The 23896-nt window shown below is 58.2% G+C and carries 21 protein-coding genes; 4 read left to right on the forward strand and 17 right to left on the reverse strand.

The window, feature by feature from the left end:
• Positions 1 to 89: 89 nt before the first annotated feature.
• Positions 90 to 1208: a GlxA family transcriptional regulator gene (locus tag ACQ1W9_RS15440; protein WP_431024170.1), complete on the reverse strand. Its 1119-nt coding sequence runs from the start codon at positions 1206 to 1208 to the stop codon at positions 90 to 92.
• A gap of 601 nt (positions 1209 to 1809) precedes the next feature.
• On the opposite strand from ACQ1W9_RS15440, the gene ACQ1W9_RS15445 reads away from it, so the two are divergent.
• Entirely contained in the window at positions 1810 to 2751 is a 942-nt protein-coding gene (locus ACQ1W9_RS15445; protein ID WP_431024171.1) for an IS110 family transposase, read from the forward strand.
• Between the two features lie 189 nt (positions 2752 to 2940).
• Here ACQ1W9_RS15445 and fghA read toward each other — a convergent pair whose 3' ends face one another.
• Both fghA and ACQ1W9_RS15455 read right to left on the reverse strand, forming a co-directional pair.
• The gene (fghA, locus tag ACQ1W9_RS15450) at positions 2941 to 3798 is read right to left on the reverse strand and encodes an S-formylglutathione hydrolase (RefSeq protein WP_431024172.1); all 858 of its coding nucleotides are present in this window, start codon (positions 3796 to 3798) and stop codon (positions 2941 to 2943) included.
• A 54-nt stretch (positions 3799 to 3852) separates the two neighbouring features.
• Complete coding sequence (locus tag ACQ1W9_RS15455) at positions 3853 to 4962, reverse strand: S-(hydroxymethyl)glutathione dehydrogenase/class III alcohol dehydrogenase (RefSeq protein ID WP_431024173.1); 1110 nt, start codon at positions 4960 to 4962, stop codon at positions 3853 to 3855.
• Positions 4963 to 5112: 150 nt separating this feature from the next.
• Between ACQ1W9_RS15455 and ACQ1W9_RS15460 the strand changes: the two genes are divergently transcribed.
• Positions 5113 to 6021 (forward strand): LysR substrate-binding domain-containing protein, encoded by a 909-nt coding sequence (locus ACQ1W9_RS15460; RefSeq protein ID WP_431024174.1) that lies wholly within the window; start codon positions 5113 to 5115, stop codon positions 6019 to 6021.
• Positions 6022 to 6282: 261 nt separating this feature from the next.
• Here ACQ1W9_RS15460 and ACQ1W9_RS15465 read toward each other — a convergent pair whose 3' ends face one another.
• The 14 genes from ACQ1W9_RS15465 to ACQ1W9_RS15530 all read right to left on the reverse strand — a co-directional run bounded on the left by ACQ1W9_RS15465 (position 6283) and on the right by ACQ1W9_RS15530 (position 22083).
• Complete coding sequence (locus ACQ1W9_RS15465) at positions 6283 to 8274, reverse strand: DUF3732 domain-containing protein (protein ID WP_431026457.1); 1992 nt, start codon at positions 8272 to 8274, stop codon at positions 6283 to 6285.
• 5 nt (positions 8275 to 8279) lie between these two features.
• Positions 8280 to 8783 carry a three component ABC system middle component gene (locus ACQ1W9_RS15470; protein ID WP_431024175.1) on the reverse strand — a complete coding sequence of 168 codons (504 nt, stop codon included), beginning with the start codon at positions 8781 to 8783 and terminating at the stop codon, positions 8280 to 8282.
• A gap of 10 nt (positions 8784 to 8793) precedes the next feature.
• A complete protein-coding gene (locus ACQ1W9_RS15475) occupies positions 8794 to 9939 on the reverse strand; it encodes an ABC-three component system protein (protein WP_431024176.1) in 1146 nt (381 codons plus the stop codon).
• A 180-nt stretch (positions 9940 to 10119) separates the two neighbouring features.
• Positions 10120 to 11139, reverse strand: coding sequence for a hypothetical protein (locus ACQ1W9_RS15480; RefSeq protein ID WP_431024177.1), 1020 nt, complete (start codon positions 11137 to 11139; stop codon positions 10120 to 10122).
• A gap of 93 nt (positions 11140 to 11232) precedes the next feature.
• Positions 11233 to 12294, reverse strand: a complete 1062-nt coding sequence (locus ACQ1W9_RS15485) for a hypothetical protein (RefSeq protein ID WP_431024178.1) — start codon at positions 12292 to 12294, stop codon at positions 11233 to 11235.
• Between the two features lie 129 nt (positions 12295 to 12423).
• Entirely contained in the window at positions 12424 to 13452 is a 1029-nt protein-coding gene (locus tag ACQ1W9_RS15490) for a hypothetical protein (protein ID WP_431024179.1), read from the reverse strand.
• Between the two features lie 97 nt (positions 13453 to 13549).
• Complete coding sequence (locus tag ACQ1W9_RS15495; protein WP_431024180.1) at positions 13550 to 14104, reverse strand: hypothetical protein; 555 nt, start codon at positions 14102 to 14104, stop codon at positions 13550 to 13552.
• A gap of 93 nt (positions 14105 to 14197) precedes the next feature.
• Complete coding sequence (locus ACQ1W9_RS15500; RefSeq protein WP_431024181.1) at positions 14198 to 14527, reverse strand: DHCW motif cupin fold protein; 330 nt, start codon at positions 14525 to 14527, stop codon at positions 14198 to 14200.
• A gap of 682 nt (positions 14528 to 15209) precedes the next feature.
• Entirely contained in the window at positions 15210 to 16193 is a 984-nt protein-coding gene (locus tag ACQ1W9_RS15505) for a branched-chain amino acid ABC transporter permease (protein ID WP_198056979.1), read from the reverse strand.
• Complete coding sequence (locus ACQ1W9_RS15510; RefSeq protein WP_431024182.1) at positions 16193 to 17080, reverse strand: branched-chain amino acid ABC transporter permease; 888 nt, start codon at positions 17078 to 17080, stop codon at positions 16193 to 16195. The genes ACQ1W9_RS15505 and ACQ1W9_RS15510 overlap by 1 nt, the downstream gene beginning before the upstream one ends.
• A gap of 60 nt (positions 17081 to 17140) precedes the next feature.
• Positions 17141 to 18358 carry an ABC transporter substrate-binding protein gene (locus tag ACQ1W9_RS15515; RefSeq protein WP_431024183.1) on the reverse strand — a complete coding sequence of 406 codons (1218 nt, stop codon included), beginning with the start codon at positions 18356 to 18358 and terminating at the stop codon, positions 17141 to 17143.
• A 54-nt stretch (positions 18359 to 18412) separates the two neighbouring features.
• Positions 18413 to 19165, reverse strand: coding sequence for an ABC transporter ATP-binding protein (locus ACQ1W9_RS15520; RefSeq protein WP_431024184.1), 753 nt, complete (start codon positions 19163 to 19165; stop codon positions 18413 to 18415).
• A gap of 76 nt (positions 19166 to 19241) precedes the next feature.
• A complete protein-coding gene (locus tag ACQ1W9_RS15525) occupies positions 19242 to 20012 on the reverse strand; it encodes an ABC transporter ATP-binding protein (RefSeq protein ID WP_431024185.1) in 771 nt (256 codons plus the stop codon).
• 691 nt (positions 20013 to 20703) lie between these two features.
• Complete coding sequence (locus tag ACQ1W9_RS15530; protein WP_431024186.1) at positions 20704 to 22083, reverse strand: L-serine ammonia-lyase; 1380 nt, start codon at positions 22081 to 22083, stop codon at positions 20704 to 20706.
• 180 nt (positions 22084 to 22263) lie between these two features.
• On the opposite strand from ACQ1W9_RS15530, the gene ACQ1W9_RS15535 reads away from it, so the two are divergent.
• Together ACQ1W9_RS15535 and ACQ1W9_RS15540 are read left to right on the forward strand one after the other, a co-directional pair.
• Positions 22264 to 23187, forward strand: coding sequence for a LysR substrate-binding domain-containing protein (locus tag ACQ1W9_RS15535; protein ID WP_431024187.1), 924 nt, complete (start codon positions 22264 to 22266; stop codon positions 23185 to 23187).
• Between the two features lie 63 nt (positions 23188 to 23250).
• Positions 23251 to 23883, forward strand: coding sequence for a hypothetical protein (locus ACQ1W9_RS15540; RefSeq protein WP_431024188.1), 633 nt, complete (start codon positions 23251 to 23253; stop codon positions 23881 to 23883).
• Positions 23884 to 23896 lie beyond the last annotated feature (13 nt).

The raw sequence follows: 23896 nt of genomic DNA on the forward strand, positions 1-23896 counted from the left end.
TCTCATCGAAAAACAGGCGCCCAGTATACGGCAAAGCCGAGCCCCGATAAGGGGCGCGGCTTAACGCTGACGGTTTCGCGAGGGATGGGTTACAGGGGCACGCTGGCGTAGGTGGGCTCGCCCTGGGCCTGGGCCAGCGCCAGCACGGCGCTGGAGACCGGCGCGTCGACACCCTCGCCCTGGGCCATGCCGGCCAGGGCCGCGGAGCGCAGCGGCTCGGCGGCCGGGGCCCGGGAGCCGATGCCCAGGCGCTCGTCCCGGGGCGGGATACCGAAGTACTCCCGGTAGCACTTGGAGAAGTGCGGGGTGGAGACGAAGCCGCAGGCGGAGGCCACCTCGATGATCGACATCGGCGTCTGCTTGAGCAACTGGCGGGCCCGGGTCAGGCGCAGCTTGAGGTAGTAGCGGGACGGCGAGCAGTGCAGGTATTTCTGGAACAGCCGCTCCAGCTGGCGCCGCGAGACGTCCACGTAGTGGGCCAGCTCGTCGAGCCCGATGGGCTCCTCCAGGTTGGCCTCCATCAGGGCGACGATCTCCAGCAGCTTGGGCTGGGTGGTGCCCAGCACATGCTTGAGGGGCACCCGCTGCTGGTCCTGCTCGCCGCGCACCCGGTCATAGATAAACATCTCGGAGATGCCCGCGGAGAGCTCGCGACCATGGTCGCGGCCGATCAGGTTGAGCATCATGTCCAGCGGCGCGGTGCCACCCGAGGAGGTGGCCCGGTCGCGGTCGATGGAGAACAGCCGGGTGGTCAGGGCCACCCGCGGGAAGGCCTCCTGCATGGCGGCCAGGCACTCCCAGTGGATGCTGGTCTCGTAGCCGTCGAGCAGGCCGGCGCGGGCCAGGGCCCAGCTGCCGGTGCACACCGAGCCCAGGCGCCGGGACTGCCGGGCCTGGCCCTGCAGCCAGGCAATATGCTCGCGCTGCACGCTACGGCTGGGGCCGATACCGCCGCAGACGATCACCATGTCGAGTCCCAGGGGCATATTGGTGGCGGCATCCGGGGTCACCTGGAGGCCATCGCTGGCGCGCACCGGGGCGCCGTCCAGGCTCAGGGTGTACCAGCGGTAAAGCTCGCGACCGGCCAGCTGATTGGCCATGCGCAGCGGCTCGATGGCCGAGGCCAGGGAGATCAGGGTGAAGTTGTCCAGCAGCAGGAATCCCAGGGTCTGGGGGGTGCTGGCGGAAACGGGGGTGCTGGTAGTCATGGTCGAGTCTCCTCTGCCCGATGGGCCCGACGATCGTCATGGCGATCGTTTTATGCTTGTGTCGAGTCGTTCGGCAGTAGCCTCGAATGCGCCATGGGTGTCGCGTATAGGCAAGCCTTGCGTGAAATGTACCTCCTGTGTCGCGTACTGACATGACAAATTTGGCTATCAGGAAGCAATAGGTTATTGCACTCAGACAATAACGTCGCTTCTGGGTAAACCGACGTCGCTGACGTGCTCAGCACTCCCTTTGTGGGAGCGCGGATTCTGCCGGTCCGACGCTTCGGCGATATCGCCCGCAGGGCGATCCTTGGGTGGCGAAGCAAGGGCGCCTGCCGGCGCCAATCGTTCGGCACAGCCGAACTTGTATGTTTGATGAAGGTTAAGAAAGGGCAATAGTGAGAAGGCTTGTCGGGGTGGAGGGACAAGCCAAACATCTGGCCCTGGTCGGGCACAGACCGTGGGAGACATGGCCCCACCCCACCCATCAAGCGCCGATAAGGAATCCATCGGCTGAGCGCCCCTCAGACCGACGATCTTGGCAAGTCAGCGCTTGGGTGCACCCCGACAAGCCTTTTCAACCTAGCGTGGAGGGCGAGAGATGACAATCCAGACCATCATCGGCATCGACGTCGCCAAGGACGAACTGGTGAGCTATCGGCAGGATACCGACACCGAGGAAGTGCTGGAGAATAACCAGGCCAGCATCAAGCGCTGGCTGCGTCGTCTACCCGCTCACTGCGCCATTGCCATCGAGGCCACCGGCACCTACCACAGGCTGCTGATCGAGCTGGCCTACCAGTGCGGGCATGTGGTCTACGTCATCGATGGCTACCAACTCAATCATTACCGGCAAGGCATTGGTGGTCGCGCCAAGACCGACAGCAGCGATGCCCGCCTGCTGGCCCGCTACCTTAGTCGCGAGCAAGAAGCCCTGCGGTCCTGGACCCCGCCACCGCCCGCCTATCGGGCGCTACAGACCCTGCTGCGCCGCCGTGCCACCCTCGTCAGGGCCCGGGTGGCGATTCAGCAGAGCTGCGCCGAGTTACCGGAATTGCAGGCCCCGCTCAAGCGCCTGGTCGCCCAGCTAACGCGCATCGACCAAGTCATCCAGGCCCGCCTGCGGGCCATCGTTCGTGAGGCAGGGCTCAGCCAGCACGTCGCCCGCTGCCAGGCCATGGAGGGGGTTGGCCCACTGACGGCGACGGCCCTGGTGATGGCCTTCCTGCGGGGTGATTTTCGCCACAGTGACGCCTTCGTGGCCTTCCTGGGGCTGGATGTCCGTGTGCGTGACTCGGGAAGACAACGTGGGCGGCGCAAGCTGACCAAGAAGGGCGATTCGGAGGTGCGTCGTCTGCTGCACAATGCGGCGATGGCCGCCAGCCGTCAGCTGGCTTGGCAAGCGACTTATCAGAGCTATCTGGCCCGCGGACTCAAGAAAACCCAAGCGCTGGTGATCATCGCCCGGAAGCTAGTCCGTATCGCCTTTGCGCTGATGAAGCATGAGGTGGAGTATCGCCCCCCAACCACGGTGGCGGCTTGAGGGGCAACATAGAATCTCCCACAACACTAGCTCCCTCCGCCCAGTGGGAGCGCGGCGGTCCGGCGCTCCGGTTCCGCCGGTCCGACGTCTCGGCGATTTGGCGCCGCAGGCGCCCCTGGGCAGCCACCCACAAAAAAGCGCCGCACAAGGCGACGCCGGTAGGGAAAGCAAGGATCCCGCAACAACCACTCAGCTCTTCTTGTGCAGCTTCTCCGCGTGATAGCGCAGGTGGTCGTCGATAAAGCTGGCGATAAAGAAGTAGCTATGGTCATAGCCCGGGTGACGGCGCAGGGTCAGCGGGTGGTCGTGCTCGGCGCACACCGCCTCCAGGCGCTCCGGCTTGAGCTGCTCCTCCAGGAAGTTATCCGCCTCGCCCTGGTCGATAAACAGCGGCTGGCGCGAGGCGCCCTTGGCCACCAGTTCGCAGGCGTCGTACTGGGTCCAACTCCCCGCGTCGTCGCCCAGGTAGCCCTGGAAGGCCTTCTGGCCCCAGGGGCAGGCGCTGGGATTGACGATGGGCGAGAAGGCCGACACCGAGCGGAAGCGCCCCGGATGGCGCAGCGCCAGGATCAAGGCGCCATGGCCGCCCATGGAGTGGCCGCTGATCGACTCGCGGCCATTGACCGGGAAGTGCTGACGCACCACCGAGGGCAGCTCGTCGGCCACATAGTCGTACATGCGGTAGTGGCTCCTCCACGGCGCCTGGGTGGCGTTGACATAGAAGCCGGCGCCGGAGCCGAAGTCGTAGCTGTCGTGCTCGCCGGGCAGGTCGGTGCCCCGCGGGCTGGTGTCCGGGCAGACGATGGCGATGCCCAGCTCCGCGGCCAGGCGCTGGGCGCCGGCCTTCTGCATGAAGTTCTCGTCGGTGCAGGTCAGCCCCGACAGCCACCACAGCAGCGGCACCCGCTCGCTCTCCGCCTGGGGCGGCAGGTAGATCGCGAAGATCATCTCGCAATCCAGCGCCCGGGAGCGATGCTTGTAGCGCTTGATCCAGCCGCCGAAGCTCTTGGTGGCCGACACCAGTTCCAGGCTTTCAGACATGGTCATCCGTGCTCTCCTTGGGCCCCGCCGTGGCGGGGCCGCCTCTCGAATAAAGTCGCCTTAGTAGTGGAGTACGCTACGGATGCTCTTGCCCGCGTGCAACAGATCGAAGGCCTCGTTGATCTTCTCGAAGGGCATGTCGTGGGTGATGAACTCGTCGATCTTGAGCTCGCCGTTCATGTAGCGGTCCACGTAGCCCGGCAGCTCGCTGCGGCCCTTGACGCCGCCGAAGGCGGAGCCCTTCCAGACCCGGCCGGTGACCAGTTGGAACGGACGGGTGGAGATCTCCTCGCCGGCACCGGCCACGCCGATGATGATCGACTCGCCCCAGCCCTTGTGGCAGCACTCCAGGGCCGAGCGCATCACGTTGACGTTGCCGATGCACTCGAAGGAGTAGTCGACGCCGCCGTCGGTCAGGTCGACGATCACCTGCTGGATGGGGTCGGCGTAGTCCTTGGGATTGACGAAGTCGGTGGCGCCGAACTGGCGGGCCAGCTCGAACTTGTCCGGGTTGACGTCGATGGCGATGATGCGGCTGGCCTTGGCCATCTGCGCGCCCTGGATCACCGCCAGGCCGATGGCACCCAGGCCGAATACCGCCACGGTGGCGCCCGGCTCGACCTTGGCGGTGTTGAGCACGGCACCGATGCCGGTGGTCACGCCGCAGCCCAGCAGGCAGATCTTGTCCAGCGGCGCCTCCTTGGAGACCTTGGCCAGGGAGACCTCGGGCAGCACGGTGTATTCGCTGAAGGTGGAGCAGCCCATGTAGTGGTGCAGGGTCTTGCCCTCGAAGGAGAAGCGCGAGGTGCCGTCCGGCATCAGGCCCTGGCCCTGGGTAGCGCGCACCGACTGGCAGAGGTTGGTCTTGCCGGAGAGGCAGAACTTGCACTTGCCGCACTCGGCGGTATAGAGCGGGATGACATGGTCGCCCGGCTGCAGGCTGGTGACGCCCTCGCCCACCGCCTCGACCACGCCGGCGCCCTCATGGCCCAGCACCGAGGGGAAGAGCCCTTCCGGATCGGCGCCGGAGAGGGTAAAGGCATCGGTATGACAGACGCTGGTGGCCGCGATGCGTACCAGCACCTCGCCGGCCTTCGGGCCCTCCACGTCGATTTCGACCAATTCCAACGGCTTGCCGGCTTCCAGGGCAATAGCGGCACGTGATTTCATAGCGGTTCCTCGACAGCGAGTGACACGGAAAAGAGCGCCTAGGGAGGCGCCAATACCTGCAGTCTAGGTGATGGGTCGGTGGCGGATAAATCGGGTCGCCGACACAAGATTATTGTTGCTGAGCAACAATCAACCAAGGGATCATCCGCCATGCAACGTTGGGACCGTATCGAAGCCTTCGTCGAGGTGGTGCGCCTGGGCACCTTCTCGGCGGCGGCGCGCCACCTCCAGGTCTCCAACTCCCATGTCAGCCGATTGGTGGGCCAGCTCGAGAACCAGCTGGGCACCCAACTGCTCTACCGCACCACCCGGCAGATCCGCCTCACCGATGCCGGCGCCCTCTACTATGAGCACTGCCGCCACCTCTTCGACGGCTTCCGCGAGGCCGAGGCGGCGATCACCGACTTCCAGGCCCGCCCCAAGGGGGTGCTCAAGCTGACCGCCGCCACCACCTTCGGCGAGCGCTTCGTGGCGCCCCTGGTCAACGACTTCCAGCGACTGCACCCGCAACTGGAGGTGCAAATGCACTTCACCAACCGCCAGGTGGAGCTGATCGACGAGGGCTACGATATCGCCGTGCGCATGGGGGTGCTCAAGGACTCGACGCTGATCGCCCGGCGCCTGTGCGAACGCCGCGAATACGTGGTGGGCTCCCGAGCCTACTTCGAGCAGGTCTCGCGCCCGCATAGCCTGGCCGAGCTCAGCAACCACCGCTGCCTGGTCGGCAGCCGCGACTCCTGGCTGTTCGAGGTGGAAGGCGTGCGCCGGGAGATTCGCGTGCAGGGCAAGTGGCGGGCCGACTCCGGCCCCGCCCTGCTGGACGCCGCCCTCAAGGGCCTCGGCCTGGCCCAACTGCCCGACTACTACGTGGAGGAGTACCTGGCCAGCGGCGAGCTGATCTCGGTGCTGGACACCTTCCGCCACCGGGACACCGCCGTCTGGGCGGTCTACCCCCGCCACCGCCACCTCTCCCCCAAGGTGCGGCAGTTCGTCGATCATCTGGTGGCATATTTGCCGGGGAGTTTGCCGAAGCGCAGGGAGGTAGGGGTGGAGGTTTGATGCTGGCAGTGGAGGCGTGTCAGATGAATACCCGCACTGTACATACAGTTTTGCTACAGCCTCAACGCCGCGCTCTGCGGCAATTTTGGAGCGCAGCGTAAAAATTGTCCGACAGCAGCGCCTTGTTATACGTTCTCCGCGCCATCATCTAAAAACCTCCATACGTCCACTGAGTTACGCAAACTGCCGGCGAAGTCCTAGCATGTAGAGATTTATCACAGATCACCATACGCCTTATGAGAAAAAAGAACCCGGCATGCTCTATACATCGGCATACCATGCTGTCGGTATGAGTTTTTTCCCCTCCCGCCATTCATCGACTTCGTGAACATTTTCAATGTCTCCGTATATGGCCTTATCCGCATGATCAAGAACTATAAACTGCCAGGAAGCATCGGGTTTAGAGAAGGTTTTTGACAAGGTTTTAAATATCTTCTTAACGGCGTAAAAATCTTCATCCTCGTAATTCTTGAAGTCTTCTTCCTTCTCACCGCCTTCAACTAACGTAACTTTGGGAAAGTAAACCTGACTTGGCTGATCGAAGATGACAAAACTAGGGACACTTGAGCCGGGCAAGCTGGCAAAAAACTCCTGAAATGCGCACATAGCTGCTATATGAAAGGAAACCCAATTCGAAGCGCTACCGACTTCAGCAAGGAAGTGCCACTCACCTTCATTCCCCCGTACTTTGATGGCCAACTCCTTGATGTCAACTTTTGGTCTGGATTGCCTGTATTTTTCTTCGACGTCAAGGTGCTGAAGGTAGGAGAGCATAAGCTCTGAAATTTTATCGGTCGCGGCATCTGCCCTTCTTAAAATAGCTGCTTCATTTACCAGCGGTTTCAATTGATCATACTCCTCCTGTAGCTCCTGAACTTGGTTTTCTAAGTGGCCGCCTTCGATGAGCTTTTCGAACCGCTCCAGCGAGGAACGGAAATGGCCGAGAAAGATATACATCTCTTTGTTTCTATAAAAGCTGTGCCGGGCCTGCTCGTCTTTCTGTATAAGCCGGTCATATCGTTCCTGAAGCGAGTTCCTTTGCTCTAATACGTCCTCCAAGTCTTGCTTAAGTCGCTGTTCTTCCCTGTCAAAAGTGGTGGGAATGACCTGAAATTTACTCGCTTCACTTTCATATTCTTCGAGAACGGCTGAAATTTTGTTGATTTCGTTAAGCGCGTTAGGATGACCGGACTCACCACATACGGGGCAAGTTTCCGTATGCTCCGCTACATCTGTCAGCCATCTAGAAAGGTGAAGTCGGTCAGCTTTCTTCCTAGCAACGGAACCGTAATCTGTAAAACCGCCCTTTAATCTTTTTACCTCCTCAAGACGGTTCTTTATCTGCGCAATATGGGAAGCTAGATCATCGTCCTGAGCATCAAGCTTTATGAGTTCTTCGTTTGATGCCTGAATCTGACCTTCGCCGATACGTGGTCTGTCCGGGCTCCTCTCAATTAGTTCCTTACCGAGTTCAAGAAGTCTCTCAGGATCGTCAGATTGATAAAATTGAGCTTCGACCAGCCCGTAATCGACCGCTGTCATGAGATGTCCAAATATATTTGACTTCCACTCTTGTGAAATCGCGCGCTCTTTCTCAAGCTCCCGCCGCAATCTATTTAGCTTCCGCTCAAGCACCTGCATTCGCTGCCGAGCCTTCAACACCTCCAGGTTCTCCGCGCCAAGAATAAAAGGAAACCAAGTCCGTAGTTTTTCGCGATGTTCATGAGCGTGAGTTTTGTAGAACAGAATATTCTGGTTAGCGACAATATCCTGTGTTTGAAATACAAAGCCCATCAGATCGCGAATGCTCAAACGAGCTTTAAAACTGTTTTGTGGTGCTTCGTCTGGATCGAGACTGAAATACGGCAGCAGGGCAAGTTCATTCAATGAGTGTTTAACATCCTCAGTCGAAGCATTTTTATCTTTCAGCACCGGCGGAATCGTAACGCTCGTTCCTTTATAGTAGTAAAAGTCATCAGACGGATTGCTGCCAGTTGGAACTTTCCTCGCGATAAGCATCTGATCCTGACCAAGTTGGAGTATGACTCCATACCAGGATACATAGTCTCTAATTGTGTCAATAGGAATACTGCATGAACTGGAACCAAGGCAGTAATCAATGATCGGTATTATTGCCGACTTTCCTGTGCGTGACGCTCCAGTGATAACATTAACCTTGTCAAGTTCGAACTTTACTTCTCTTGGCGGAAAGGCAGGATTTTTCGGCCAGATAATCAACTTCCTTATCTTCATGTTCACTATAAGACCACCTTTAATAATGTAGATACCTGGCTCACCGAGTAGGCTGAAAACCACTTACCTAACGTTTCTGCTTTATTGCCCAAAGATTTGACACTTGGCTTGGGAGCCATACCCCTACTCGGCTTCTGCGAAAGCTTTTTGGGATAAATGCAGCCATCCTCAAGATTGAGAAACAGCAGACCATGCTGAATCGCCAGGTCGATCGAATTTAAGGTATAGAATTTCGTATTGTTCACGCGGTTATGAATCGAAAGGAAAAGATCGACATCCTTTTTGTCGGTGAAGCTTCGCGCGTAGGACGCAAGGTCCTTTCTGAGGTTAGTGACGGGATCGCTGAGACGCTTGTTTGTTAAAATTGCAGATGCAAGAAAATGCAGTAAGAGGACGGGGGAGTGACCTTCGGGGTGATGATCTGTATAGCCTTGTGTAAATCGCCAAAGAACGTAGGAACCGACAACCGGGGTATTCCAGACTCTAATTTCTTCAACGAGATTGCTCATAACTCACCTGCTACCTGTCTTTCAATAAATCGTTCCATGATTCATGCCACCCTATTTCATTTTCATTTGTAAGATTATGATAAGTTCCACGAACAAAATGAGAAAGAACAGGCTGATTTCCTATTGTTGCCTGCCTTACCTTGCAATCGTGGTAAAGAAGCTGCCCGCGTTCTTCAGGCTTTAGTGATTTTTCGGTAATAGAAAGTTTTTTAATCGTGCTGTGCCAATAGCTTTTCAGGCTTTCTTCGAACTCCTGAGCGGAAGCTTCGTCTATCAACTCGCTCTCTATCCATTTATCCGCATTTACCTTCCTACGAAGAAAATCAGATACTGCCGAAACTTGTTCATGGTCTTCAATATTAATTATCTGTAGTTGTTTCAAATATTTTGGATATTCCTTAAACTGTTCCTGAACCTCCTTGTGGTCGGCTGCATACTCCTTCGTGAAGTCGATTAACTCCCTTGCCCTAACTCTCTCAAAAAGGACCACAAACTTTTTCTGATATTCCTCCCACGATATAATGGCGGGTTTACTGGCGGCGATCCTGTCCATCACAGAATTTGTTATCCAGCCGAGTAATTCATCATGGACATAATCGACATGATGCTGTGACACTAAAATTATTTCTGATAGAACCTGGTGAATCTCCTCACTACCCGTTTTACTGCCGACGATAAATTCAAAAGACCCGACTATCGCTCTAAAAGCATCTTTATGGCCCAGAATATGTGTAAGATACGGGTGGATGGGGTGGGTCGATTCTAGAGATCCGAATAGGCTTTCTACTTCTCCGACACATTTATTTATTTCCTCAGAACTTTGAGCATCTGATAATTCATCGACTATCCCTTTATTACCCTCGTGGTTAGCATATAAAATGAATTTTGTTTCCTCGAAATGTATCGAACCATCATTCAGCGCATTAATCCAGTTATAGAAAGTTTTCCAGAGGTCGGTTGATTTATTCGTAACTGGATTGCTACTCAAAGACGACTTGTCTTCTTCTTCGAGTTTACCCCCGTTGCCGAGCATTACCGCGACGTCACCGGTAACCTCAACGCTTACAGACGATCCACGTCCAGATTGCAGCAAGTGAACCAGTGCCCGCTGGAGCTGGAGCTGAAAACCTAGCAATTGTCCTGCTGCAGTAGGCATATGAAACATCCTTTGATCTTTTTCACATATTTGTCGACATCTTAAAGCCTATACTTTAGGCTTAAATACTGGTCAGTCTACTTAATTAACGTGTGTTTTGGGTCGAAAGTGGACTTACTCCGCACCGTATAACGCTCAAAGCAGCGGTACGAAACATCCGCTGGCTTTGCTTGTTAAATTTCACTGTGAGTCAAGTTTCATTGTTGTTTTCGGAAGTAACTCAACAACAGACCTGGTGGTATTTGACTGTTGAGATTCAGATTTAATGAAGCCAGTGTCTTGCGGTGAAAAAATACAAGCTGAGGCATGGTTAAGAACTACATCTTTACTTTCTTCAGTCGCAGCTGAATCTGTGATAGCTGTGTAGGTCATCAATGCATTTTGTCTATGCTTATTGATGATGGCGCTATGCTTATGAGACAGAAAGTTTTTGGCCGACAGAAACAGCATATAAGATATAACACCAAAAATGAGTATCTTGCTCGTTACGAGCTGTATAGATTGAATGGTATCTTCGGGTTGTAGCCACGACCATTTATGAAAAAATATGCTTAGAAAGGCATAAGCGCCCAACCCCAAAGCCAATTTGGTAGTTCGGCTACGCCAAGTTTCTGCTAGTGTTTCATGTGCCTCCGCCTCATCTTTAAAGTAAATCGCTTGCTGTGAAACACCTTGCTCTGCTGCAACTCTTCTAACATCTGAAAGTACACCTTGTGCTTGTTCTTGATGCTCAGTTAACTGCTCAGTTATTTCTGTTGCTTCATCTTTTACGTTTTGAAGCATTGCACGAGCTTCATTTTCCATCCTCTGGAAATCAACAGACTTACTCGTGCCATATGATATAAATGGGAATAATCTCTGAAATGCAGGGTCGTACGCATTGGTAACTTGCTGGATCAATTGATCTCTAGGCTGGGTAGGATTCTGGTTTTGTACAGTGGTTGGATCAAAATCCAGAACTTGCTGAAACCTATTAAAGTCTGCATCAGCTTGTTGCTTAATTTGAGAAAGTATTGGATCTGGAAAGTCATCCAGTGTCGAAAGGCCTAGTTGGTTGTATAGCCTAATAAGTTTTGATGCTGGGGCTACAATAGCAGAGAAATCAAAATTTCTTCCCAGCTCTTCCTCTCTAGCAAGGCTTTTCGGGTCAAATGCCTGCATCCGAGATAGTGATTCTTGTGTTTCTTCCAGTTGACTCATTTTTTTCCCTTACTCTGATAAGACATTTAACGACGCGCTCTGCGGCAGATTTGTAGCGCAGCGGAAATTTTTCCGCCAGTAGCGCTTTGTTAGCTATTTGATTTTTTGAAGTGCTTTATCTAAAAGCCTTGTTAGTTCGGACCGTTGCTTTTGATCAATCCTTACCTGCTCAAGCTCTATCGTTGTCTGGCCTTTTTCCAATACGAAATTTCTTTCTGTTGTCAGCAGGTTTGCTACAACTTCTTTTACGCAATCATCTTGACCAGACTCAGAAGACAGCCTAAGTGCCAGAAACTTACTTTCGATATTTGTTATTTCATTTTGAAAGTACTTTATCTCGCTGAGTCCCTGCTTATACAGCTTAAGGAAGAAATATGCGAAAACCTCAATTAACAATACAAGCGAAATTCTTGGTATAAAGTGAGCCGCGAGGTCGATGACTGAACTCAATGCTGGAGCATTGAAGACTGAGTACCCCAAGATACTTAGGCCCGTCAATGTCGTTGCCATACCCAAGATTAAGTTAATATTCCCTCTTTTTGCTAGATTTTGGACTTCACTTTCAAGCCTAGAATTTATTTGGATAAAAAGCTCTTCTTGATTTCTGTACTTAAGTCGATCGTTGACTATGGCTTGCAGCTTAGCCTGATAATCCTGGAGTGCATCTGATTCTAGCTTTTCCTGGATGCGACCTAAGATTTTATCTTTATCCTCTTGGTTAAATAACCCTTCTGAGCCTTCACCTTTTTGTAGCTGATTTATAATTTTGCTTATCTTATTATTAAGCTCTTTATTTTGCCTTTCGAAATCCCTATTTCTCGATTTCAAAGAAAGAAATTCTTCTTTGAGTTCATTAGGGATGAAATCGCTATCTAATGGGTATCTTCTAGAGCGTTCTGGCTGAAGATATATAAATGCCAAACCAGAAAAAGCTGCAATAACTATAGCAACTGAAGCATAAGTAAGCGTCTCGGGAAAATCGAAAAACTTTGACAGAAGTATCGGCAGCGGTGCCAGACCAGCGACAAGTATCATCATATACTTTCGCCTACGACTTTTCATTTCTTTATAGTATTCAATCTCGCGGAGCTGCTCCATTCGCTCCAACTCTATTTTCCTTAGGTACTCAGCTTCCCTATTTTTAAACTCATTCATTGTTTCGATTTCTCGTGATAGCTAACGCCTCGAACATCGGCATGGTAAGGCTGTCACCTTTTGTGCGTCTTTTTTGCACAAAAGGTGACAGCCTTACCACGTCCGCGTGCTTTGATTTGTTAAATCTTGTCAATGCAATTCTGGCTCCAGCTGGTTTTTAGCCATATCAAAAGATTGATAATATATAGGGATTCCAAATTTATTTCGAATATTCTTCATATAAATCGACACCTCCTCAGTTACTATATTAGGCGAAACAATCACCAACTTAGTAGCATAATTGCTATCAGGATAATAGGAATATTCGAGAAGCTGAGCAAAAGCCTCTCTAATGCTCCCTAATACAGTTGATGAGGTTTTTATCTCATAAAATATCAGGCCTTTATTATTATCTTTTGCAACTATGTCTATCTTCGTACCATTAGATGTTAGCTGCTCTGTACCAACGTTTTCATTCCCATAAATTTTAATAAGCTGCAGGTATATACCATTTTGAATTTGATTATGGAGATTATCTATCTTTTTTCTGTTATCTTCATATGTTCTCCAGCCTTCATTTTTACCTGGATTATGACCCGGCACAAAATTAAAAGCATGGATTAATAAATCAGGCATTCCTAAATAGGGTTGAAAATTATAATAAGTAGCGGATATGGAATCGTCGTCTGCGGAGAACTCTTTAGGAGGCTCTTCTAAACATAAGTCACTTGGCCTAAATTTAACGGTGAATAGAATCTTCGGATCAGTTTTTCTTAGATCTTCTGAAGAGGCGCCGACTTGACCAACTTGATCAATCATTTCATCAAGCCAGCCCTGCTCTTTATAAATCTGATATATCCTCTCAGATTCTGATTCAGGAACAATCTGAAGGTTATCAATAGAGCCAATCCACCACCTTGTTTTTGTTTCACTATTGATTGAATATAGATATACCTTTAAATCACTATCCTTATGGACATTTCGTCCGGTATTTGCTGCTTGTAAAAAACTGTAGTGATAGCCTTCCACGACCTTGTTAAGATCAAAGAGCCATTCCTCATGACCATAGCCAACAATCTCTTCATATGAGTCTTTATTTTTAGACTTTCCTTCTGGCCCTGAAGGCGAGCACCAAGAGTTGGTATTCCAACAGATTCTAACTACTTTTTCTTCGGCCACGATATGTCCTATTCAGAAATTTAACGCCGCTCAGCACGCGCGGCTACGAAATGGAGGCGAAGCCGCAATGTAGTAGACGTCGCCGTGACTGGCATGGTTAGGCATTGTCCTGCACCTCTCGAAGAGCTTTCCGGAGCGTTTTCTCTACGTCGAATACACCAAAGATCAATTTTCGCTCGGGTAGGTTAAAAGCTTTTCGAATATTTGAAGCTAGTTCTATCGCTGATAATCCCATTTGCGCGGATTGCTCTACCGCCGCCTCGCGAACGGCTTCGACTTCTGCGGTGAAATCCCACTGTAATCCTACCCATTGATCGGCTTGACGAATTTCTTGTGGAAATACCATTAATTTATCTGCAACCTTCGCTTTCTCTGGTTTTAGAAATCCTGCGGGCACCGATATAGTCGGAAACTCTGGCACACTACCCATGAAAGCGCCGGCGTGTCCCAAAGATTGCTCGGCTATATCGTTGTGGGATATTGCTTCGGCACAAGTGATTGCGTAACCCTCCAGAGTCACAGCTGCCGACAAAGCTTCGAAGCGCGTGGAATGTCTCTCCCGGCGACTTTCCAACCATGCATTGATTAAGGCGCCAGCGATGGTAGCGACCACGGCGCTCGTTATTACTGTAGAGAGATAGTGCTCTGCCATGTGAATCAATGCCTAACGCCCGCCATCACCGGTGACAGAACCGGAGCGAAGCGCAGGTTATGGCATCCGGTGCATGGCCTGGTTATGTGATTTTCAATCCACGACGAAGAGCTTTGCGCCCCGCTCGGTCGAGGACCGATGAAGCTCAGCGTTGTCCGCCACCTGATAGCTAGAACCCGGCTGGAGAACAAAGCAACGCCCGTCCTTTAACTCAGTGTGGAGCTCGCCTTCCAGGCAGAGCAGGATGTGCCCTTTGGCGCACCAATGATCAGCCAGATAGCCGGGGCTGTACTCGACCATACGAACCCGTATATCGCCGAAAGTACGGGTCTGCCAATAAGCAGCTCCCTGTTCCCCTGTGTGTTCGGTCTTCTCAACTTCAGACCAGTCAGTAACCCCAAAGGGTAAATCCCTTATGTTCAATTTGCTTCTCCTTAAGCACATAACAGGTATTAGACGGCGCGCTCTATGATTGGATCAACGTGCCGGCACGTTTTTCCAACAAATGTAGCCCACCGCTAGAATCTAACTCACTGATTTACAATACAGCTAATTATAGCTTGGCGTCATATGCAGAATTCGCGCGCCTGCTGCTTTTTCCGGTTTCAATCATCCAGGGTGTCTGGCTGGGGAGGTGGTCAAGGGGCCCCAGGCACGCTACCGCCCCTACCCTGCGTCTTATGATGGCGGTCGCCATCCATGCGGTAGTCCCTGCGTGCGTGTTGTCGTTTCTGACCCTCTCAGCGGCCTTAGTAATTCAGAGTAATCAAGGGGTGGCAGGGATGCAAAGGTTGGGGTGATGGGAAAGGGTTGGAGATTGGTAGGGGGTGGTGGTTTTTCCCCAAGGCTGGTGGCCATTGCCTGGCGGCCTGCGGGTCAATCACCGGCTGAAGGCGGCTCCAACAGCAGTTGATGGTGCCGATTGCCGCCTTGGTGGCCATCAGGATCGCCCTTCGGGCGATATCGCGCGGAATCCGCGCTCCCACAAAACCAGAGTCCTTCTCACAGAAACCAGCAGCCCCCCAGGACCAGTGGCGATCCCAAAGGCCGGTGGTGGTGGCAGAAAAAAGGCGCCCTGGGGGCGCCAAGGTTGAGGCATGGGGGCTTACTTGAAGTTCTTGCGGTAGGACTTGAGGATTTCGCCGACGATGCCGCTGCGGAAGCTGAGGACGCAGACGACGAAGATCAGGCCGAGGATGACGCTGACCCAGTTGCCGAGTGGCGATTGGGCGAGCAGGTGCTGGAGGCTGACCACCAGGCCGGCGCCGACCAGGGGGCCGAACAGGGTGCCGACGCCGCCCAGCAGGGTCATCAGGATCACCTCGCCGGACATGTGCCAGTGGGCGTCGGTCAGGGAGGCGAGCTGGAAGACCAGCGTCTTGGTGGAGCCGGCCAGGCCCGCGAGGCCGGCGGAGAGCACGAAGGCTAGCAGCTTGTAGGCATCGACGTTGTAGCCTAGGGAGACGGCCCGGGGCTCGTTCTCGCGGATCGCCTTGAGCACCTGGCCGAAGGGTGAGTGCACGGCGCGCTGGATGATCGCGAAGCCGATCAAAAAGACCGCGAAGACGAAGTAGTACATGGCCAGGTTGCTGTTGAGGCTGATCAGCCCGAACAGCTCGCCCCGGGGCACGCCGTGCAGGCCGTCCTCGCCGCCGGTGAAGGGCGACTGCACGAAGACGAAGAACATCAGCTGGGCCAGGGCCAGGGTCACCATGGCGAAGTAGATGCCCTGGCGGCGGATCGACAGCACCCCGAACAGCGCCCCCAGCGCCACGGCGGCGGCGGTGCCGGTGAGGATGCCGAGCTCCGGGGTCAGCCCCGGATAGCTGGCCAGCAGGTAGCCGGTGACATAGCCGCCGGTGGCCAGGAAGGCGGCGTGGCCGAAGGAGAGCAGCCCCGCATAACCGAGCAGCAGGTTGAAGGCGCAGGCGAAGAGCGCGAAGCACAGCACCTTCATCAGGAACACCGGGTAGGCGACGAAGGGGGCCGCGAGGCCCACGGCCAGCAGCGCCAGGGTCAGGGCCTGGCGGCGCCACTGGGCGCGGCGCTGGCGCTGCCGGGTGGGGGAAAGGGTCTGGGTGGTGTCCATCATGCCTCCTTACCGAAGAGTCCCGCGGGGCGCAGCAGCAGCACCAGGATCATCACCAGGAAGATCACGGTGTTGGCGGCCTCGGGGTAATAGACCTTGGTGAGCCCCTCGATCAGGCCCATGGCCAGGCCGGTGAGCACGGCGCCGAGGATGGAGCCCATGCCGCCGATCACCACCACCGCGAAGACCACGATCAGCAGGCTCGAGCCCATGGTCGGCGACACCGGGTAGAGGGGCGCGGCCAGCACCCCGGCGAAGGCGGCCAGCGCCACGCCGAAGCCGTAGGTGAGGGTGATCAGCAGCGGCACGTTGACGCCGAAGGCCTGCATCAGCGCCGGGTTCTCGGTGCCGGCGCGCAGATAGGCGCCGAGGCGGGTGCGCTCGATCATGAACCAGGTGAACAGGCACACCGCCAGGGCCGCCACCAGCACCCAGCCGCGGTAGATGGGCAGGAACATGAAGCCCAGGTTGACGCCGCCCTGCAGCGCCTCGGGAATCGGGTAGCTGGCCCCGGAGACGCCGAACAGGTTGATCAGGGCGCCCTCGAAGATCAGCGCCAGGCCGAAGGTCAGCAGCAGCCCGTAGAGGTGGTCGAGATGGGCGATGCGGCGCAGCAGCAGCCGCTCGATCAGCATGCCGAAGCCGCCCACCACCAGCGGCACCAGCAGCAGCGCCAGCCAGTAGTCGAGCCCCAGGTAGCGGGAGGCCAGCAGGGCGACGAAGGCGCCCAGCATGTACTGGGCGCCATGGGCGAAGTTGACGATCTTCAGCAGGCCGAAGATCACCGCCAGGCCCAGGCTGAGCAGGGCGTAGAAGGCGCCGTTGATCAGCCCCAGCAGCAGCTGCCCCGTGAATACCGCCAGGGGCACCCCGAATATCATCGTCATGGTAGGAATCTCCTCGCCAGCGGGAAGGCGGCGGCCCCGCCGGGGCCGCCGGGCCGGTGGTCAGTTCTGCACCAGGTCGCACTGGCTCTCGGCCAGCGGGCGATAGGCCTGATCGGCGGGGATGGTGGCGAGGATATGGTAGAGGTCCCACTCGCCCTCGGACTGCTGCGGGGTCTTCACCTGGGCCAGGTACATGTCGTGGACCATGCGGCCGTCGGCGCGGATATGGCCGTTGCGGGCGAAGAAGTCGTGGATCGGCTGCGACATCATGTGCTCGCGGACAGTGGCGGTGTCGTCGCTGCCGGTGGCCTCCACGGCGTTGAGGTAGTGCATGGTGCTGGAGTAGATGCCCGCCTGGACCATGGTCGGCATGCGCCCGACCCGCTCGTAGTAGCGCTCGGACCACGCGCGGGCCTGGTCATCCATGTTCCAGTACCAGCCGGTGGTCAGCAGCAGGCCCTGGGTGGCGTCCAGGCCCATGGCATGGACGTCGTTGAGGAACACCAGCAGGCCGGCGAGCTGCTGGCCGCTCTGGGTCAGGCCGAACTGGCTGGCGGTGTTGATGGCGTTGACGGTGTCGGCGCCGGCATTGGCCAGGCCGACGATCTGCGCCCCGGAGCCCTGGGCCTGGAGGATATAGGAGGAGAAGTCGCTGGTCGGGAAGGGGTGGCGCACCCGGCCGACGATGTTACCGCCGTTCTCGGTGACCACCTTCTCCACGTCGCCCTCCAGGGCGTGGCCGAAGGCGTAGTCGGCGGTCAGCATGAACCAGTCGCTGCCGCCCTGGTCGACCACCGCCCGGGCGGTGCCGTTGGCCAGCGGGTAGGTGTCGTAGACCCAGTGGATATGGTTGGGGGTGCAGTGCTCGTCGGTGATGCTGGAGGCGGCGGAGCCGGAGACCAGGCCCAGCTTGTCGTGCTGCTCCAGCACCTGGGTCACGGCGATGGTCACCGAGGAGGCGACCATGCCCGCCACCATGTCGACGTTGCGCTGGTCGACCCACTCGCGCACGGTGTTGGCGCCCACGTCGGCGCTGTTGCGGTCGTCGGCGCTGAAGATCTCGATGGGCGTGCCGCCCACGCTGCCGCCGAAATCCTCCACCGCCATCTCCAGGGCGGCCAGGCCGCCGGGGCCGGCCAGGTCGCGGTAGGTGCCGGACATGTCCGCCAGGTAGCCGATGCGCACGGCGTCGTCGCTGATCTCGGCCTGGGCGCCGCCGGCGGCCAGGGCGGTGGCGAGGGCGATGCTGCTGGCGAGGCACTTCTTGGTTAGGGTCATGCAATTCTCCATGGGCCTGGGCCCGTTATTGTTGTTGGTCGGATAAGACGGGGGTCAGACCCCCAACAGGCGGTTGAGGTGGTCGCGGCGGCCGGGTAGTTCGGCGGCGCCGATCTCCTCGATGATGCGACCGTGCTCCATCACGAAGTGGCGGTCGGCCAGGGGCGCGGCGAAGCGGAAGTTCTGCTCCACCAGCACGATGGTCATGCCGCGGGCCTTGAGCTTGAGCAGCACCTCGGCCAGGGCCTGGTTGATGACCGGGGCCAGGCCCTCGGTGATCTCGTCGAGCAGCAGCAACCGGGCGCCGGTGCGCAGGATGCGCGCCATGGCCAGCATCTGCTGCTCGCCGCCGGAGAGGCGGGTGCCCTGGCTGCGGCGCCGCTCGTAGAGGTTGGGGAACATCTGGTAGATCTCGTCGAGGCTCATGCCCCCGGAGCGCACCGTGGGCGGCAGCAGCAGGTTCTCCTCCACGTCGAGGCTGGCGAAGATGCCGCGCTCCTCCGGGCAGTAGCCGACCCCCAGGCGCGGGATGCGGTGGGGCTTCAAGGCCAGGGTCTCGGTGCCGTTGATGACGATGGAGCCGGTGCGCCGCCCCACCAGGCTCATGATCGCCTTGAGGGTGGTGCTGCGCCCGGCGCCGTTGCGGCCCAGCAGGGTCACCAGCTCGCCGCGCTTCACGTCCAGGTCGACGCCGTGGAGGATATGCGACTCGCCGTAGAAGGCGTGCAGGTCGCTGATCCTGAGCATCTCCGCGCCGTCATGATCGCGGTAGCCCGAGGTCTCCAGGGTTTCGGCAAGCTGTGTCATGGATTGCCCTCCTCGGCGGCTCGCTCCGGGTGATGGCCCCGGTCGCCGGCGCTCTCCAGGTTCTCGGCAAGCGGTGTCATGCGCTGACCTCCTCTTCGGCTTCGCTGCCCATATAGGCCTCGCGTACCCGCGGGTCGGCGGAGACCGTGGCGTAGTCGCCCTCGGCCAGCACGGCGCCCCGGGCCAGCACGGTGATGCGATCGCAGAGGCGGCTGACCACGCTGAGGTTGTGCTCCACCATCAGCACGGTGCGGCCCTTGGCGACGCGGCGAATCAGCTCGACGATGCGGTCCACGTCCTCGGCGCCCATGCCCTGGGTGGGCTCATCGAGCAGCATCAGGGTCGGCTCCAGGGCCAGGGTGGTGGCCACCTCCAGGGCGCGCTTGCGCCCGTAGGGCATCTCCACGGTGAGCACATCGGCGTACTCCACCAGGCCCACCTCATCGAGCAGCTCCAGGGCGCGGGCGTTGAGGTGATCGAGGCTCTTCGCCGATTTCCAGAAATGGAAGGAAGTGCCGATGGGCCGCTGCAGGGCGACGCGCACGTTCTCCAGGGCGGTCATATGGCCGAACACCGCGGAGATCTGGAAGGAGCGCACCAGGCCCAGCCGGGCGATCTGGTTGGCCTTCATGGCGGTGATCGCCTCGCCCCGGTAGAGGATCTCGCCGCGGGTGGGCGGCAGGAACTTGGTGAGCAGGTTGAAGACGGTGGTCTTGCCGGCGCCATTGGGGCCGATCAGGGCATGGATATGCCCCTCCCTGACCTTGAGATCGACGCCGTCCACGGCGGTGAAACCGCGAAACTCCTTGGTCAACCCCCGGGTCTCGAGGATGAACTCCTGGGTCATAGGGTGTCCTCTGGGCACTGGCATGCCCGGCTCTTGTTGTTGTTGGCGAGCGACGGCGGAGGGCGCCATCACTTTACGTTAACGTAAGCTAGAGCATATTACCCCGCCCCATCAACCGCCGAAACGTTGAACTCGACCAAGGGTGTAGAGCCCCGCCCTTCGGGCGATATCGCCAGGGCGACTCCGTCGCCCAATCGCGCGGAATCCGCGCTCCCACAACCCCAGCGGCCACCAAGCCTCGCGTGGGAGCTCGGCTCCGCCGAGCGATTGGCGCCGCCAGGCGCCTTGATCGCCCTTCGGGCGATATCGCGCAGAATCTGCGCTCCCACAAAACCCGTGGTCACCAGGCCTACCGTGGGAGCTCGGCTCCGCCGAGCGATTGGAGGCCGAAGGACTCCCTCTGGGCTGCCTGATGCTCAGGCAACCAACAAAAAAGGTTTATCGCAGATCAGCGTGAAGCCACGACATGGATGATTCCGGCTTGCTATCGTGGGAGTTTGGCTATGCCGAACGATTGGGCGACGAAGTCGCCCTTGGTGGCAGCCAGTCGCCCTTCGGGCGATATCGCGCGGAACCGGAGCGCCGGACCGCCGCGCTCCCACGGCGGCATTCACGCCAGAGTGCGAAGAACCAAAAAAAAGGCGCCCGAGAGAGGCGCCCAAAGGGTTGATACGAGAGAGAAACTGTTACATCAGCATTCGATGGCGTTGACCGCGAGACCGCCGCGGGAGGTCTCCTTGTACTTGTCCTGCATATCGCGACCGGTGTCGCGCATGGTGCGGATCGCCTTGTCCAGGGAGATAAAGTGTTCGCCGTCGCCGCGCAGGGCCATCTGGGCGGCGTTGATCGCCTTCACCGAGGCGATGGCGTTGCGCTCGATGCAAGGCACCTGCACCAGTCCGCCGACCGGGTCACAGGTCAGCCCCAGGTTGTGCTCCAGGCCGATCTCGGCGGCGTTCTCCACCTGGCCCACCGAGCCGCCCATCACCTCGGCCAGGCCGGCGGCGGCCATGGCGCAGGCGGAGCCCACCTCGCCCTGGCAGCCCACCTCGGCGCCGGAGATGGAGGCGTTCTTCTTGCACAGGATGCCCACCGCGCCGGCGGCCAGCAGGAAGTCCACCACGTCGCGCTCGCTGGCGCCGGGCTGGAACTTCATGTAGTAGCTGAGCACCGCCGGGATGATCCCCGCGGCGCCATTGGTGGGCGCGGTGACCATGCGCCCGCCGGCGGCGTTCTCCTCGTTCACCGCCAGGGCGAAGACATTGACCCAGTCCATGGCGGAGAAGGTGGAGGCGATCAGGCTGTGGCTGCCCTCCACGGCCACCAGGCGGCGATGCAGGGCGGCGGCGCGGCGCTTGACGTTGAGCCCGCCGGGCAGCACGCCCTCGTGGGCGAAGCCAGTATCGATGCAGTCACACATCGCCTGCCAGATGGTCCACAGGCCGTCGCGGATCTCCTGCTCGCTGCGCCAGGCCTTCTCGTTCTCGAGCATCAGTTCGCTGATGCGCATGTCGTGCATGCGGCACAGCGCCATCAGCTCGGCGGCGGAGTTGAAGTCGTAGGGCAGCGAGGTGGTGTCGGTATCCAGGTCGCCCTGCTGGGCCTGGGCCTCGTCGATCACGAAACCGCCGCCCACCGAGTAGTAGGTGTTGCGGTAGAGTTCGTCGCTATGGCCGTGGGCGATCAGGCGCATGGCGTTGGGGTGATGGGGCAGGTTCTCTTCCAGCAGCTGCATGTCGCGGGGCCACAGGAAGGGGATCGCCAGGCGACCGTCCAGCAGCAGGCTCTGGGACTCCAGCAGCTCCTCGATGCAGGGCGAGATGATCTTGGGGTCGATGCGGTCGGGACGCTCGCCCATCAGCCCCATGATCACCGCCCGGTCGGTGCCGTGGCCGATGCCGGTGGCGGAAAGCGAGCCGTACAGCTGCACCTCGACCCGGGCCACCCGCTCCAGCAGGTCCTGGGCGCGCAGGCTCTCGACGAAGTCGTAGGCGGCGCGCATGGGCCCCACGGTATGCGAGCTGGACGGCCCCACGCCGATCTTGAAGAGGTCGAACACACTGATGGACATCTCGCTTACCCCCGGACGACGTCGGGCGTCGCCATTCAGACAATCTCGTCACGACACATCAATCTAACTAAAGCATCGGACATTATGGGCCACCTCGTCGAGGTGTTTACGCTATGTTCATGGGGATGGAATCGCGAGACAATCGAAAATATCTTCTCCTGGATTTAGTAAAACTCAATCATGAGCCGACACCTCAATGCCCAGACCCATGCCTGGCTGAAGGTCTTCGCGGTCAGCGCCCATCACCTCTCCTTTACCCGCGCCGCCGAGGAGCTGCACGTGACCACCGGGGCGGTGAGCCAGCAGATCAAGCAACTGGAGGAGCGCCTGGGCTTCAAGCTGTTCCGCCGCCTGCCACGGCGCCTGGAGCTGACCGACGAGGGGCGGCGCCTGGCGGCGGTGGTGGACGAGGCCTACCAGGCGGTGGGCCAGGAGGTACGCCGGCTGCGCTCGGGGGTGATGAGCGGCATCCTGCGCCTGCGCAGCGTGCCCTCCTTCCTGGCCAAGTGGCTGATGCCGCGCCTGCCCCGGCTGCAGGCGCGCTTCCCGGATATCGAGGTACAGGTGATCGCCGAGGACAGCAATATCTCGCTGCGCGACGGCGACTTCGACCTGGCCCTCGACCTCAACGACGGCCACTACCCGGGCTTTTCCATCACGGCGCTGATGGACGAGGTGATCTTCCCGGTCTGCGCGCCGGCGCTGCTGCGCGGCAAGCCGCCGCTGCGGCGCCCCGAGGACCTGGCCTACTATCCGCTGCTGCATGACGTCACCGCCTGGCGCGGCAGCCACGACTATGCGGAGTGGGAGCACTACCTGGAGGCCATCGCCGCCCCCCATGTCAATGTGCACCGCGGCTATACCTTCAACCGCAACCAGCTGACCATGGAAGCGGCCATCGCCGGCATGGGGGTGGCCATCGCCCGGCGCACCCTGATCACCGACGAGCTCAAGCGCGGCGCCCTGATCGCCCCTTTCGCCGAACGGGTCGCCACCGGCAAGCAGTACGGTATCGTCTACGCGCCGGGGGCCCTGGACGACCGCCGGGTGGCGGCGGTGCATGACTGGCTGGTCGAGGAGGCCCGGCGTGGGCGCGGCGAGTGACCTCGCCTGCCCAAATGGTCGCCGCGCAGGTATAATTCAGGTTTTGCATCGATGGATCGAGCCATGCCCACGCCATCCCCCTACCGCTTGCCGCCCCTGGCCCTGCGCGCCTTCCTCTACCTGCTGCTGGTGGCCCTGCTCGCCCAGGGCGCCTTCTGGGAGGCCAGCCACCTGCCCGAGTGGCGCTTCACCGAGCGCGGCTTCACCGAGCTGGCCCAGGGGAGCCTGCTGCTTATCGCCTCCCTGCTGCTGCTCTACGCCCGCCAGGGGCTGGGCATCCTGCCCAATGTCACCCTGCTGCTGTTCGCCTTCACCTTCGGCTCCTTTATCCGCGAGCAGGACTACTGGCTCGATACCTATGTCTTCGACGGCGCCTGGCAGTTGCTGGCGGCCGTGGTGATGCTGCCCAGCCTCGCCTGGGTCATTTATCGGCGTCGCGACTTCGCCGAGGAATTGGCCGGCTATGCCAACAGCCTCTCCTTCGGCCTGTTCGCCGCCGGCTTCCTGACCACCTATGTCTTCTCGCGACTCTACGGCCGCAGCGACTTCTGGGAGGCGATCCTCCAGGAGCAGTACCTGCGCACCTTCAAGGACGCCGCCGAGGAGGTGGTGGAGCTGTTCGGCTACGGGCTGATCCTGATCGCCATGATCGAGCTGGTGGTCCTGGCCCGCCACTGGCGCCGCACTCGGTCCTGAGCCCCTTCGCAGT

The sequence above is a fragment of the Halomonas sp. H5 genome, from assembly GCF_050613175.1.
GTDB lineage: Bacteria > Pseudomonadota > Gammaproteobacteria > Pseudomonadales > Halomonadaceae > Bisbaumannia > Bisbaumannia salifodinae.